This window comes from Kitasatospora sp. NPDC127116 (genome assembly GCF_042677365.1).
Classification (GTDB): Bacteria; Actinomycetota; Actinomycetes; order Streptomycetales; family Streptomycetaceae; genus Kitasatospora; species Kitasatospora lactacystinica.
The window spans coordinates 1-13529 of sequence record NZ_JBHXTL010000193.1; the positions used below are offsets into that span (position 1 = coordinate 1).

Consider the following 13529-nt stretch of genomic DNA (forward strand, 5'->3'; position numbering starts at 1 on the left):
ACATACTTATATCGGTGCGTTGTTTTTTTTTTTTTATCTTACTGTTTTGTCGGCCCCTTTTTGGTGGGCGTTGTTGTGGTTCTGGGGGGGGGGGGGGGGGGGCCCCCCCCCGGCCCCCGGTTCGCCAGCCTAGCCACGATGCGGCGCACCCGCGCGGTCTGGACCCGCGCGGGTGCGGCCCGTCGACGTCACCCGCCCGCCGACGTCAGCAACCCTCCGACGTCAGCCGCCCTCCGACGTCAGCCGCCCGCCGACAGGCGCAGCGAGGCCGTCCCCAGGCCGGTCGGGCCGAGCGGCACCGAGGGCGGCGGGACCGTCGGAACAGACGGGACCGACGGGACCGGCGCGGTGGCGGACGCCGGCGCCTCGGCGGCCGCCGCCGTGGCCGCCCGACGGGCCTGCGAGGCCTCCACCAGGTCCCGCTCGGCGCCGAAGTGCCGGTCCAGGTCGGCCGTGGCGTACCGGAGGCAGCCCCCGTGCCAGTTCAGGATGCCCGCGAGCCAGTTCTCCAGCTCCCCCACGTACCCGTCGAGCATCTCCCTGGCCGCCTGCTCCAGCCCGAAGTCCTCGTACATGACCGGGAGTTCCTTCTGCACCACGTGCTGGAACTGGCCCAGCCGCGAGTGCATCAGGTCGTCGACGATCCGGACCGCCGACTCGTAGTCGCAGCCGAAGAAGTTCTGCACCACCAGGACGGCGTTGTGCAGCTCGCCCTCGTACTCGATCTCCTTCTGGTACGAGAAGAGGTCGTTCATCATGCACGCGTAGTCCATCGCGGAGTTCTCCAGCGCGCGCATCGACCCGTGGTCGTACACCTCCGGCGGCACGGTCTGCCCGTGGCCGAGGCGGGAGAGGCTCGCGGTGAGCTCGGAGCCGAAGGTGGAGCGGCGCATCTCCAGGTAGTCCACCGGGTCCGGGATCCGGTTCTGGATCTGGTTGCTCAGCTCCCAGATCCAGCTGTCCAGCATCGCCTCGACCGCCACCCGGAACCGGCCCCTGGCCTCGACGGTCATCGGGCCGGCGGTGCGCTCCCAGATGTCGGCGAGGCCACGCTCCAGCGCGTTGACGGGCTCCGGCACGGGGGCGCCGTCCACCGGCATGAACAGGGACAGCCGCGCGTTGGCGGCCTTGGCGCCGCCCAGGTCGCGGGTGCGTCCGAAGGCCCGGGGGTAGTAGTCGTCGGCCCAGGTGCCCCAGGCCAACCAGGCCGAGGAGATGTCGAGTTGGTCGGCGGTGGCGTCCGGGTGGAGGCCGGCCGCGCAGAGCGGGAGGTCGTAGTCGCGCATCGACTCGGCGTCCCAGATGCCGGATCCGGGAACGCCCGGCTCAGCCGCCAGCAGTCCCATCCGCTCGGCCCACGCGATCACGCGCTCCCGGGCACCGTCCAGGTGCGGGCTCAGCCGGAGCTCGTACGGAAGCTTGAACTCCGGCAGCAGGGACGGCCCGACGGCCTGGTACGGCACGTGGCCGTGCGACCGCGCCCGCCGCGCGGCCGGGCCCGCCGCGCCCTTGGCCGCCGGCGTCGAGCCCCCCTCCGTCACGGCCGCCGTGGCCGCCGAAACCCCGGCGGCCGTGCTGCGCAGGATGTCCAGCGCCGAGGTCCCGATGCCGCCGATCGCGTACTGGTCCCACCAGTTGCCGCCCCCGGGCCCTCCCGGCAGGCCCGGCAGGCCCACCGGCCCGCCGCCCGAGCCGGGAGCGACCTCGCCTCCGGAGCCGCCCGAACCCGCGGCCGCCCCACCGCCGTTCATGTACCGGCCGGACCGCAGGTGCCACTCGTGCCCGCCGGACTGCCAGTCCTGCAGGCCCTTGACGTACGCCGTGACCCGGGCGCGCCCCACCGGGTCCAGCCCGGTCTCCGCGAACAGCACCGGCAGTTCGGTGAACACGGTGTTCTCGAACTGCTGGAGCCGCGAGGTGAGCAGGTCGTTGACCGCGTCCGCGGCCTCCTGGGTGGAGCACTCCAGGAACCGCTCCAGCACCAGGACGCCGTTGCTCAGCTCGCCCTCGTCCTCCACCTCCCGCTGGTACGAGAAGATGTCGTTGCGCAGGTGCACCCCGTCGGAGAAGGCGTCCATCAGCACCCGCAGCGCCCGCGAACCCGACACCTCCTTCGGCACCTCGGCGCCGGCCGCGTACTCGACCAGCTGCGCGGACCAGGGCGCGCCGCCGACCTTGCGGCGCATCTCGATGTACTCGACCGGATTGGCCACCCGGCCCTCGTTGATGTTGGCGAGCTCCCACAGCGACTCGTTGAGCAGGTTCCGGGTGCTCTCGGCGAACCGGATCCGCCAGTCCTCGCCCATCGCCGGCACGGTGCGCCGCCACAGGTCGGCCAGGCCCGCCTCGACCGGGTTCTCCGGCTCGGGCAGCTCGGTGGCCGGGTCGGCCGGCATGAACAGCGGCAGCCGGTCGAGGTGGGCCTTGCCCGCACCGCGGTCGTTGGTGCGCTTGAACATGTCGAGGAAGTGGTCGTCGAAGAAGAAGACCCACACGTACCAGTCGGTGACCAGCGACAGCGCCTCGGCGGAGGCGTCGGGGTGGGTGTACGCGCAGAGCAGGCCGTAGTCGTGGGCTTCCAGGTCGGCCTGATCCCAGATTCCGGAACCCTCCAGCATCCCCATCTCCCGGGCCCAGTCGGTGGAGTGGGCCCGTGCCTCGTCCAGATGGGGGTTGAGGCGTGCCGGGTGCGGCACGTAGAAGGACGGCAGTTCGAACGGCTGGGTCACGGCGGGCGAGCCTTTCTGGACGCGTCGATTGGACCAAGAATGACCCGTCGTCAGCTCGCCGCACCGGCACAACAGAAACAGTCATATGAAATGACTCGTTCCCCCCGTTCGAAGCCACCCGCCCAGCCGAGCGCCCTCCCCCACCACGCACGCCCCCACACCCGCCCCGCGCACTCCTCCCCGTGCACGCCGCCTCCACCGGGCGGCGGGGCGGGCCCGGCGGCCCCACCGGGCCGGGCGGCCCCGGCTCAGGCCGCGAGGGCGAGGACGAGGGAGGCGGCGGTGGGCGCCATGTAGACGAGGGGGAACGGGACGTGGGCGTAGGCGCGGGCGCGGAGGACGGTGATCACGGCGCCGAGGAAGTAGAGGATCACGCCGACCGCGGCCGCGTAGCCGACGGCCGGGACGGCGAGGCCGGCCAGCAGGCCGAGGGCGCCGGCCGCCTTGGCGACGCCGAGCCAGGTCCACCAGGCGCGCGGGACGCCGTAGTCGGCGAGCGGCTTCACAACGTACTCGGCGCCGGCGAAGACGGAGTAGGCCGAGAAGCCGACCATGAGGGCGGCGAGGACGGTGACGACGGTGTGGGCGACGGACATTGGAGCGCTCCCATTCGACGGCTGTTCGGTTCGACACTCCCCTGACCCGGGGCATCCGCCGGATGTGACAGGCGCGGGCAAATAATTGTCCGCGACACCCCGTCGCCACCCCCGGCAACCGCTCCGCCAACGAACAATGCAGCTCTGACAAGGCCTTGAACAGAGACGACTTCCCCGGCTACGGGCGTGTTGATCCTCTACGCCAACGCCGCGTCCACCAGACTGGGCGCCGACCAGACGTCAACTCCGAGGAGGGCAAGCCCGTGAACGTCACCGTTCGGCTCGCACAACAGCCCGAGGCCGACGAACTGCTCGGACGGAGTGCGCTCGCCGCGCTCGTCGGCATGCTGCTGGACCAGCAGGTCCCGATGGAGTGGGCGTTCACCGGCCCGCTGACCATCGCGCAGCGCCTCGGCCACGACGACCTGGACGCCCACGAGATCGCCACCTACAACCCGGAGGAGTTCGTCGCGCTCCTCTCCGCGAAGCCCGCGGTGCACCGCTACCCGGCCGCGATGGCCAAACGGGTGCAGCAGCTCTGCCAGTTCCTCGTCGCGCAGTACGACGGCGACGCCGCGGCGCTGTGGAAGAACGTCCGCACCGGCAAGGAGCTGCTCAGCCGGCTCAACGCCCTGCCCGGCTTCGGCAAGCAGAAGTCGCAGATCTTCCTGGCCCTGCTCGGCAAGCAGTACGGGGTGCGGCCGGAGGGCTGGCGCGAGGCGGCCGGGGCGTACGGCGAGGAGGGGGCGCACCGCTCGGTCGCGGACATCACCGGCCCCGAATCCCTCACCCTGGTACGTGAGTTCAAGCAGGAGATGAAGCGCGTCGCGAAGGAGGCCAAGGCCGCCGCCAAGCCGCGCACCACCACCCGTACGACCGCCGCCCCCGCCCCGACCGGTGCGCGCTGACCGACGGCCCGGCCGCCCGTGCCAACGGTCGACCCACCCGGCCGACCGCGTCGGGGCCGGGCCCTCCCGGAGCGCGACGCGGGCCCCGGCCGCGCCGCGCGACCGGGGCCCGCGAACGGGAGCGCTCCGTCAGATCAGGACGGGCTCCCGCTCCTCGGCGGTGGAGCCGGCCACGGCCCCGGCCGCCTTGCGCCGCCGCGGCAGCGCGAACATCAGCAGGAAGACGGCGAGCAGCACCCCGGCGACCCACCACATCGCGTTCACGAAGGCCCCGCCGAACGCCGCCCCGACCGCCTGCGGCGCGACCACGTCGTCCATCGCCCCGAAGAAGGCCACCGACACCAGGCCGAGCCCGAGCGCGTTGCCCACCTGCTGCACGGTGTTGATCAGCCCGGACGCCGAACCGGCGTGCTCGCGCGGCACCTCCGCCAGCACCGCGTCGGTGATCGGCGCGACGATCAGACCCATCCCGAGACCCATCACCACCAGCGGCAGCACCATCTGCCAGGTCGTGATCGCCGTCCCGTACCGGTCCGCCTCCCAGATGTAGACGAGCACGCCCGCCGCCATCACCAGCGCGCCGGTCTGCAGGACCTTCCGGCCGAACCGCGGCACCAGCTTCTGCACCGACAGTCCGGCCGCCGTGGAGACCGCGATCGAGAACGGGATGCCGGTCGCACCGGCCTTGAGCGGGCTCCAGCCCAGGCCCACCTGCATGTAGAGGGTCCAGACCAGGAAGTAGATGCCGAGCGCCACGCCGAAGGCCAGCTGCACGCAGATGCCGGCCGCGAAGGACTTCACCCGGAACAGCGCCAGCTCCACCAGCGGCGAGCCGTCCCGCCGCGTCTTGACCTTCTCGTACACCACGAACAGCGCGAACACCGGCAGGCTCCCGGCCATCGACAGGTAGCCCCACAGCGGCCAGCCGGCCTCCCGGCCGTGCGTCAGCGGGTAGATCAGCATCAGCAGGCCGAGGCTGGCCAGCGCCACGCCCACCAGGTCCAGCTTCAGCGCCTGGTCGGCCTTCGACTCGTCGATGAAGCGGCGGCCGAGCAGCAGACCGGCGATGCCGACCGGCAGGTTGATCAGGAAGATCGGCCGCCAGGCCAGACCGAACAGGTCCCACTCGGTGAGCAGCGCACCGATCAGCGGGCCGGAGACCGCGCCCAGCCCGACCACCGCGCCGAACAGGCCGAACACCTTGCCGCGCTCCTCCGCCGGGAAGGTCGCGTGGATGATCGACAGCACCTGCGGCACCATCAGCGCCGCCGTCCCGCCCTGGAGCAGCCGGGTCGCGACCAGCATCTCCGGGCCGGAGGCCAGCCCGCACAGCGCCGAGGCCAGCGTGAAGCCGCCGATCCCGATCAGGAACACCCGCTTGCGGCCGTGGATGTCGCCCAGCCGACCGCCGGTGATCAGCCCGATCGCGAAGGCCAGCGCGTAGCCGCCGGTCACCCACTGGATGGCGCTGAAGGAGGCGCCGGTGTCCTGCTGGATGCTCGGGATGGCGATGTTGACGATGGTGACGTCCACCAGGTCCATGAAGGAGGCCACCATCACGATCGTCAGCGCGATCCACCTCCGCCGGTCCGCTGCCGCGGTGCTCATTGCGGTCTCCTCTTTTTTCTTCTGCACGTCCACGCCGCTCTTCTCCACGTCCGCGACAGTAACGGCCGTGTAGGTCAGAACCTGTCCCAGTTGGTCGGGCATGCTGGACGCCATGAGCGACACCCCGGCCCGGCTGCTGAGCCTCCTGTCCCTGCTCCAGACCCCGCGCGAGTGGCCCGGCAGCGAACTCGCCGAGCGGCTCGGCGTCAGCCCCCGCACCATCCGGCGCGACATCGACCGGCTGCGCGAGCTCGGCTACCCGGTGCGGGCCAGCATGGGCCCGGACGGCGGCTACCGGCTGGTCGCGGGCACGGCGATGCCCCCGCTGCTGCTGGACGACGAGGAGGCGGTGGCCATCGCGGTCGGGTTGCGCGCCGCGGCCGGGCACGCCGTGGTCGGCATCGAGGAGGCCTCGGTACGGGCGCTCGGCAAGCTGCTCCAGGTGCTGCCGGGCCGGCTGCGGCAGCGGGTCGGGACGCTCAACTCCGCCACCGTGCCGCTGCTCACCGGGGACGGCCCGACCGTCGACCCGGAGGACCTCACCGTGCTCGCCCGCGCCGTCACCGCCCGGGAGCGGCTGCGCTTCGGCTACCGGGCGTACGACGGGGCCGAGACCAGGCGGCAGGTCGAGCCCGAGCGGCTGGTCTCGGTCGGCCGCCGCTGGTACCTGGTGGGCTACGACCTGGACCGCGAGGACTGGCGGCTCTTCCGGGTCGACCGGCTGAGCGGCCCGGCCGCCACCGGCGTCCGCTTCACCCCGCGCCCGCTCCCCGCCGAGGACGCCGCCGCCTACGTGGCGGGCAAGCTGCACCGCCCGTCACCGAGCGGCACCGTGGTCGCCACCGTGCACGCCCCGGCCGAGCGGGTCCGCCGCAGTCTCCGGCCGGGCGACTCCGAGGTCGAGCCGATCGACGAGCACAGCTGCCGGCTCCGCTCCCGCACCGACTCCCTGGAGTGGACGGCGATGCGGCTGCTCTCGCTGGACTGCGCCTTCGAGGTGCACGAGCCGCCCGCGCTGCGCGAGCACCTGCGCGAACTGGCGGCCCGCGCCGAGCACGCGGCGGGGGCGCCGGACGGGGGCGGTCCGGACCCGGCCCAGGGCCGGTCCCAGGGCCGGTCCTAGACCTCGACCCGGTACCAGCCGTTGCCGGACCTGAACCACAGCACGCCGTCCCGGCCGTAGGCACGGCGGCGGTCGAGCTCGCCGGGCACGTCCGGCCTGCGCTTCCCGGTCTGCTTCCACTGCTTGCCGACCAGCAGGTGCCAGGTCAGCTCCCCGCCCCGGGACAGGAAGACGCCCTCCCGGGCGCGGACCGCGAAGCCGACCGGCAGCCGGACCGGGCACGGCACCGTGGACGAGGTCCCGTCGGCCGCCTCGATCCGGGTGAGGTAGCTGCCCGAGGAGCCCGGGTACCAGGCCAGCCAGGCGCACCGTCCCTCGGTCGCTCCGGCCAGGCCCTCCAGGGGGTACCCGGGCAGGTCCTTCGGGTGGTCCGGGCTCCACACCACCCGGCCGTGGGTGTCGGCGCCCCGGAGTCCCGCGCAGGACATCGGGTGGTCGCCGTAGATGCCCTCGTCCCCGTAGGCCATCCAGATCCGGCCGTCCCGGTCGGTCACCAGCACGGGCGTGTCGTCGCCGAGGAGGAGTTCCCGGCCGGGGGTCCCGTCGGGCCCGTACACGAAGCCGTTGGGCCGCCACTCCTCCCCGTCCTGCTCGGCGCGGGCCTCGACCAGCAGCAGCCGGCCGCCCGGCAGCAGCGCAAGGTGGTCCGGCGAGCGGTCGACCCCGGACAGCGGCACCCGCCACTCCCCGCGGGGGCCCGTCACGACCACCTCGGCCTCGTACGGGAACCGGACCTCCGGCCAGGACCCGGCCGGTGCCGTGCACTGCTCCGGCACCACCAGGACGGCCAGCTCCCCGTCCGGCCCCACCGTCCAGGTCACGGCCCGGCGGCCGGCCTTCCACTCCTCCTCGGGCAGCCGCCAGACCTCGACCGGACGATCGGATATCGCCAAGGGTCAGACCCCGTACTCGGCGGTCAGCAGCGCCCGGCCCAGGGTGTGGAAGGTGAGGTGGAAGCCCACCTGGGCGGGCGGGGTGTCGGCGGCGACGTCCAGCTTCTCGACGTCCAGCGCGTGCACCGCGAAGACGTAGCGGTGCGGGGCGCCGGGCGGCGGGGCGGCGCCGTCGTACTGGTTGCCCGGGAAGTCGTTGCGGCCGTGGAAGGAGGCCTCGCCGGGCAGGTCGGCGTCGGAGGAGCCGGCGCCGCGCGGCAGCCCGGTGGTGTCGGCGGGCAGGCCGAGGGCGAGCCAGTGCCACCAGCCGGAGCCGGTCGGCGCGTCCGGGTCGTAGCAGGTGACCGCGATGCTCCGGGTGCCCTCCGGCAGGCCCGACCAGGCCAGCTGCGGCGAGAGGTTGCCGCCGGCGTGGATGAACTCCCGGCCCAGCGTGGCGCCTTCGGTGATGTCCTGGCTGCTCAGCGGGAAGGACGGCACCTGCGGAAGGAACTCGTACGGCAGCGGCGCGCGCTTGCTCATGGGCTGGTCACCTCTCACGGTCGGATCCCACGATCGGATCTCACGGTCGGAACGACACGAGTCACTGTAATGGGGTGCACGTACGCTTCCGGCGCCCCTAGAGTCGGGGCATGGCCGCCAAAATCGCCCAGCTGTTCGCCGACTCCCGCCGCGCGCTGCTCACCATGCTCGGCATCCAGGCCGTCATCTGGTCGGTGCAGGTGCTCAACTGGCTGGACGACTACGGGCTGTCGCGGGAGTTCGGCCTGCGCACGGAGCAGGTCGGGGACCTCCCGGAGATGTTCACCTCGCCGTTCCTGCACTTCAGTTGGAGCCACATCGAGGCCAACTCCTGGCCGCTGTTCGTGCTCGGCTTCCTGTCCGCCTACCGGGGCATGAGGAAGTTCCTGCTGGCCAGCCTGGTGATCACGGTGTCCGGCGGGCTGCTGGTCTGGCTGCTGGAGAGCCCGAACACGGTGACGGCCGGCGCGAGCGGCATGGTCTACGGCTACCTCGGCTACGTGGTGCTGCGCGGGCTCCTGGACCGCAACGTGCTGGACGCGGTGGTCGGCATCGTCGTCGCGGTGGTCTACTCGACCATCCTGATCGGGGTCCTGCCCGTCACCCCGGGCGTCAGCTGGCTGGGCCACCTCGGCGGGCTGATCGGCGGACTGGCCGCCGCCGTCCTGCTCCGCGACCGGTCGGCCGCGAAGCCCGCCGCGCCGCAGGGGACCGCCCCGACCGGCCCCGGATCCGCCCTGCTCAAGCAGTTGGACGAGCTCGGCCTGTAGGGCGTGTCCGGCGATTCCCGTCCGGACCATCAGGTATAGACCAATCCCACCCCTGCGGCTAGCGTGGACGGCTCACCCTCCCCCAGCTCCGGAGCCGCACCATGGAGTCGTCCGTCCTCGCCTTCGCCACCGACCTGCTCGACGAGGGCGCCGACACCTTCTTCGGCAACCTCACCGACCGCGCCGGGGTCGGCGGCGTCACCCTCGCCTCGGTCTACCACGAGGCCCGCGACGTCTTCCCGCACAACCCCCGCCGGGTGGTCCGCTACCTGGAGCCGGGCGCGGCGTACTTCCGCCCCGACCCGGCCGCCTGGCGGGGCCGCCGGCTGGCCCCCGCGCCGTCCACCGCGATCGGCGACCGCGACCCCTTCGCCGAGGCCGCCGAGGAGGCCCGCCGCCGCGGGCTGAAGCTGCACGCCTGGACGGTCTTCTGCCACAACGACCGGCTCGGCTTCACCCACCCCGACTGCGCCCCGGCCAACGCCTTCGGCGACCGCCACCTCACCGAACTCTGCCCGGCGCACCCGGAGGTCCGGGAGTACGCGCTGACCCTGGTCGCCGAACTGGCCCGGTACGGCGTGGACGCGATCCGCGCCGAGTCCCTGCACTTCCACGGACTGCGCCACGGCTACCACCACGAGCGCTACTTCGAGGAGTTGGGCCCGACCGCCGAGGCCCTGCTCGGGGTCTGCTTCTGCCCGCACTGCCGCTCCGCCGCCACCCGCGCCGGGGTCCCGGCCGAGGCGGTGGCCGCGGCGGTCCGCGCCGAGCTGCGCCGCCGGCTGGCCGACGAGTCCGCCGCCGCCGAGCCCGCCGACCTGAGCACCCTCGCCGACGGCGCCTTCGCCGCCTACGTGGACGCCTCCGCCACCACCGTCACCGCGCTGGCCGCCGACCTCGCCGAGCAGGCCCGGCGGCACGGCATGCGGCTGACCTTCATGGACGGCGGCGGCCCGGGCACGGGCTGGCTCGCCGGCATCGACCTGCCCGCCCTCGCCGGGGCCGTCGACCGGATCGAGACCCTCGGCTACGCGAGGACCCCGGAGGCGGTCCGGGAGAAGGTCGCCGCCTTCGCCCTGCACGGCGTCCGCCCGCAGTCCCTGGCGGTGATCCTGCGCCCGATGTCCTCCGACTGCGACGGCCCGGAGAACCTCGCCGCCAAGATCACCATCCTGCGCGAACTCGGCGTCCCCGAGGTGGAGTTCTACAACTACGGCCTGATGCGGCTGTCCTCCCTGGACCGGATCGGCGCCGCGCTCTCCGCCTGACCGGCCGGCGCACCGCCCCACCGACGGGCGCCCCGCCCGACCGGTCAGCGCCGCCGCTTGGACGTCCCGAACAGGCTGCGCGAGATCTCCTGCCCGAGCTGCTTCCCGGCCGAGCGCGCGAAGGACTTCACGGTCGGGTTGCTCAGCAGCGATCCGAGCAGCCCGCCCGCACCCTCCTTCTCCCTCGGCGCCTCCCGCCCCGGCGCCCGCTCAGCAGGCGCCGAGGGAGAAGGACCGGTGGGCGCCGCCTGGGGCCGCGGGGCACGCGCCGCCAGCTTCTCGTACGCCGACTCCCGGTCGATCGCGTCCCGGTAGCGCGCCGTCAGCGGCGAGGCGTCCACCACCGCCTGCAGGGCCGTCGCCCCGATCGGCCCCATCAGCGACTGCGGCGCCCGCAGCCTGGTCGCCGCGACCGGCGTCGGCGCGCCCTTCTCGGAGAGGACGGTGACCACGGCCTCGCCGGTGCCCAGCGAGGTCAGCACCGCGCCGAGGTCGTACGAGGAGCGCGGAAAGGTCGAGACGGTGGCCTTGAGCGCCTTGGCGTCGTCCGGGGTGAAGGCGCGCAGCGCGTGCTGCACCCGGTTGCCCAGCTGCGCCAGCACGTCGGACGGCACGTCCCGCGGCGTCTGGGTCACGAAGAAGATGCCGACGCCCTTGGAGCGGATCAGCCGCACGGTCTGGGTGATCGCCTCCAGGAAGGCCTTGGAGGCGCCCTTGAACAGCAGGTGAGCCTCGTCGAAGAAGAACACCAGCTTGGGCTTGTCGAGGTCGCCCACCTCGGGCAGCTCCTGGTAGAGGTCGGCGAGCAGCCACATCAGGAAGGTGGAGAACAGCCGCGGCCGGTCCTGCACGGCGGGCAGTTCCAGCACCGAGACGACGCCCCGGCCGTCCGGAGCGGTCCGCAGCAGCTCGGCGGTGTCGAACTCGGGCTCGCCGAAGAACGCCCCGGCCCCCTCGTTCTCCAGCACGGTGAGCGCGCGCAGGATGACTCCGGCGGTGGCCGCGGAGAGCCCGCCGATGGTCCGCAGCTCCTCCTTGCCCTCGGGCGAGGCGAGGAAGGCGATCACGGCGGTGAGGTCCTTGAGGTCGTAGAGCTCCAGGCCCTTGCCGTCGGCGTAGTGGAACACCAGGCTGAGCGAGGACTCCTGGGTCTCGTTCAGGTCGAGCACCTTGGCCAGCAGCAGCGGTCCGAAGCTGGTGACGGTGGCCCGGACCGGGATGCCGGCGCCCTGTCCGCCGAGCGAGTAGAACTCGGCCGGGCAGCCCTGCGGCGACCACCGCTGCCCCACTTCGGCGGCCCGGGCGCCGGTCCGCTCGCTCGGCGCCCCGGGCGCGGCGATGCCGGAGACGTCCCCCTTGATGTCGGCGAGGAACACCGGCACGCCCTGCCCGGAGAGCTGTTCGGCGATCAGCTGGAGGGTCTTGGTCTTCCCGGTGCCGGTGGCCCCGGCGACCAGCCCGTGCCGGTTGAGCACGCCCAGCGGGATGCGCACCTGGGCGTCCGGGTACGCGGTGCCGTCCAGCAGCACGGCGCCGAGGTCGAGGGCGGGACCGGTGAAGGCGTACCCGTCGGCGATCTCCCGGACGGCCGGCGGGGTGGGGTCGGAGGACATCGGTGCACACTCCTGAGCGGATCGGAACGCTTCGGAACGCTTCTGCATCGGCGCGGAACCCGATCGGCACCGGGCGATGTTCGCGACATTTCCCATCAAACAGCTGCATTCGTCCATGCGCAGTTCACACCGGCGCGCGTGGCGGCGTCGCGGCTGCTGCGCCATCCGCCGTCCGAACGGTAGGCTTTCCGTGTGATCTTCAAGCGCATCGGCAATGGGCGGCCGTACCCGGATCACGGCCGGACGAGCACCCGCCAGTGGGCTGACGTCGCCCCGCGCCCGGTGCGGCTCGACCAGCTGGTGACCACCAAGGGCCAACTCGACCTCGAAACCCTTCTGGCCGAGGACTCGACGTTCTACGGGGACCTCTTCGCCCACGTGGTGAAGTGGCACGGCGACCTCTACCTGGAGGACGGCCTGCACCGGGCCGTCCGGGCCGCGTTGCAGCAGCGCCAGGTGCTGCACGCCCGCGTCCTCGAAATGGAGTGACGGACCCGGTCACCGGGCCGTCGGGCCGCCACGGGCTTTCCGGACCGCCCCCTCGCCATCCGGCGGAGGGCGGTCCGCGCGTACCCCGGTACCCCCTTTCGGGTACCGGGGTACGCCAGATGATGATCGTTTAGTACCTTCGAGGCCGTACGGCACTACGCTGCTGACTACGGCCGCGACCAGGGGATTCCGCCCGCACCGGGGGAAGTCCCCACCCGGCCGATCCGTCATCCCGACCCCGCCCTGGCACGAGGGGGAGACAAACCGTGAGCATGTTGACTCCCCAAGGCCTCAAGGGGAAGCAGTACCGCGTCACCGGCAACACCTACCCGCGGTTGGGCCGGCCTCCGAAGAAGAGCCGCAAGGTGATCGCCGCGCTCGCCGGCCTGCTCGCCCTGGCCCTGATCGCGCTCGGCGGCGTGCAGCTGTACGACATCTTCACCGGCAGGAACAAGAACGCCTCGGCCCAGGCCTGCGCGACCCCGTCCGGCAAGGCGCTGGCAGCCCCGACGCCGGGCGCCACCCCGGGCGCCGCCGACGCGCCCGCCGCCGCGCAGGGCGACCCGCACGCCGTCCCGCAGGCCACCGCGGTCACCGTGAACGTCTACAACGCCACCACCAAGGCCGGTCTGGCCGGCCGGACGGCCGAGGAGCTCAAGAAGCGCGGCTTCGTCATCGGCAAGGTCGGCAACGCCCCGGCCGAACTGGACAAGAAGGTGCCCGGCACCGCCCAGGTGATCGCCGGTCCGGCCGGTGCCGGCGCGGGCACCCTGGTCGGCTCGCAGATCGCCGGTGCCGCCGTCACCGCCGACGCCCGCACCGACACCACCGTGGACTTCGTGATCGGCGACAGCTACAACGCCCTGCTGGACGAGACCCAGGCGGCCGCCGCCCTCGCCCTGGCCACCAAGCCCTCCCCCACCCCGACCGCCACCGGCAGCTGCTGAACCGCCCACCGGACACCGGACCACCGAACACCGAGAGCCCCCGGCAGACGCAGTGCCGGGGGC

General features: G+C 72.9%; 12 protein-coding genes. 6 read left to right on the top strand and 6 right to left on the bottom strand.

Going from position 1 to position 13529, the window contains the following annotated elements:
* Positions 1–239: 239 nt before the first annotated feature.
* A complete protein-coding gene (locus tag ACFVHV_RS40730; protein WP_359905610.1) occupies positions 240–2729 on the bottom strand; it encodes a terpene synthase family protein in 2490 nt (829 codons plus the stop codon).
* Positions 2730–2977: 248 nt separating this feature from the next.
* Positions 2978–3325, bottom strand: coding sequence for a DoxX family protein (locus ACFVHV_RS40735; RefSeq protein ID WP_359905607.1), 348 nt, complete (start codon positions 3323–3325; stop codon positions 2978–2980).
* A 263-nt stretch (positions 3326–3588) separates the two neighbouring features.
* Here ACFVHV_RS40735 and ACFVHV_RS40740 point away from each other — a divergent pair, with 263 nt between their 5' ends.
* Positions 3589–4233: an HhH-GPD-type base excision DNA repair protein gene (locus ACFVHV_RS40740; protein ID WP_359905604.1), complete on the top strand. Its 645-nt coding sequence runs from the start codon at positions 3589–3591 to the stop codon at positions 4231–4233.
* Positions 4234–4362: 129 nt separating this feature from the next.
* Here the strand turns inward: ACFVHV_RS40740 and ACFVHV_RS40745 are convergent, their stop codons facing one another.
* A complete protein-coding gene (locus ACFVHV_RS40745) occupies positions 4363–5841 on the bottom strand; it encodes an MFS transporter (RefSeq protein WP_359905601.1) in 1479 nt (492 codons plus the stop codon).
* A gap of 112 nt (positions 5842–5953) precedes the next feature.
* On the opposite strand from ACFVHV_RS40745, the gene ACFVHV_RS40750 reads away from it, so the two are divergent.
* Entirely contained in the window at positions 5954–6964 is a 1011-nt protein-coding gene (locus tag ACFVHV_RS40750; protein WP_359905598.1) for a YafY family protein, read from the top strand.
* On the opposite strand, the gene ACFVHV_RS40755 is transcribed toward ACFVHV_RS40750, so the two are convergent.
* Entirely contained in the window at positions 6961–7857 is an 897-nt protein-coding gene (locus ACFVHV_RS40755) for a hypothetical protein (RefSeq protein WP_359905595.1), read from the bottom strand. The two genes, ACFVHV_RS40750 and ACFVHV_RS40755, sit on opposite strands and share 4 nt — an antisense overlap.
* 3 nt (positions 7858–7860) lie before the next feature.
* Positions 7861–8379: a YbhB/YbcL family Raf kinase inhibitor-like protein gene (locus ACFVHV_RS40760; protein ID WP_359905592.1), complete on the bottom strand. Its 519-nt coding sequence runs from the start codon at positions 8377–8379 to the stop codon at positions 7861–7863.
* A 110-nt stretch (positions 8380–8489) separates the two neighbouring features.
* Here ACFVHV_RS40760 and ACFVHV_RS40765 point away from each other — a divergent pair, with 110 nt between their 5' ends.
* Together ACFVHV_RS40765 and ACFVHV_RS40770 are read left to right on the top strand one after the other, a co-directional pair.
* Entirely contained in the window at positions 8490–9149 is a 660-nt protein-coding gene (locus ACFVHV_RS40765) for a rhomboid family intramembrane serine protease (protein WP_380358530.1), read from the top strand.
* A gap of 101 nt (positions 9150–9250) precedes the next feature.
* Entirely contained in the window at positions 9251–10417 is a 1167-nt protein-coding gene (locus ACFVHV_RS40770; RefSeq protein WP_380358533.1) for a hypothetical protein, read from the top strand.
* Positions 10418–10461: 44 nt separating this feature from the next.
* Here ACFVHV_RS40770 and ACFVHV_RS40775 read toward each other — a convergent pair whose 3' ends face one another.
* A complete protein-coding gene (locus tag ACFVHV_RS40775; RefSeq protein ID WP_359905583.1) occupies positions 10462–12030 on the bottom strand; it encodes a helicase HerA-like domain-containing protein in 1569 nt (522 codons plus the stop codon).
* A gap of 192 nt (positions 12031–12222) precedes the next feature.
* Here ACFVHV_RS40775 and ACFVHV_RS40780 point away from each other — a divergent pair, with 192 nt between their 5' ends.
* The gene (locus ACFVHV_RS40780) at positions 12223–12519 is read left to right on the top strand and encodes a type II toxin-antitoxin system VapB family antitoxin (protein WP_030061387.1); all 297 of its coding nucleotides are present in this window, start codon (positions 12223–12225) and stop codon (positions 12517–12519) included.
* 272 nt (positions 12520–12791) lie between these two features.
* Entirely contained in the window at positions 12792–13466 is a 675-nt protein-coding gene (locus tag ACFVHV_RS40785; protein ID WP_380358536.1) for a LytR C-terminal domain-containing protein, read from the top strand.
* The last annotated feature ends 63 nt before the right edge of the window (positions 13467–13529 follow it).

Excerpts from the sequence above, each read along its gene's own strand:
- ACFVHV_RS40745 (WP_359905601.1), bottom strand. The coding sequence starts at position 5,841 with ATGAGCACCGCGGCAGCGGACCGGCGGAGGTGGATCGCGCTGACGATC.
- ACFVHV_RS40770 (WP_380358533.1), top strand. The coding sequence starts at position 9,251 with ATGGAGTCGTCCGTCCTCGCCTTCGCCACCGACCTGCTCGACGAGGGC.
- ACFVHV_RS40760 (WP_359905592.1), bottom strand. The coding sequence starts at position 8,379 with ATGAGCAAGCGCGCGCCGCTGCCGTACGAGTTCCTTCCGCAGGTGCCG.
- ACFVHV_RS40765 (WP_380358530.1), top strand. The coding sequence starts at position 8,490 with ATGGCCGCCAAAATCGCCCAGCTGTTCGCCGACTCCCGCCGCGCGCTG.
- ACFVHV_RS40750 (WP_359905598.1), top strand. The coding sequence starts at position 5,954 with ATGAGCGACACCCCGGCCCGGCTGCTGAGCCTCCTGTCCCTGCTCCAG.
- ACFVHV_RS40735 (WP_359905607.1), bottom strand. The coding sequence starts at position 3,325 with ATGTCCGTCGCCCACACCGTCGTCACCGTCCTCGCCGCCCTCATGGTC.
- ACFVHV_RS40775 (WP_359905583.1), bottom strand. The coding sequence starts at position 12,030 with ATGTCCTCCGACCCCACCCCGCCGGCCGTCCGGGAGATCGCCGACGGG.
- ACFVHV_RS40785 (WP_380358536.1), top strand. The coding sequence starts at position 12,792 with ATGTTGACTCCCCAAGGCCTCAAGGGGAAGCAGTACCGCGTCACCGGC.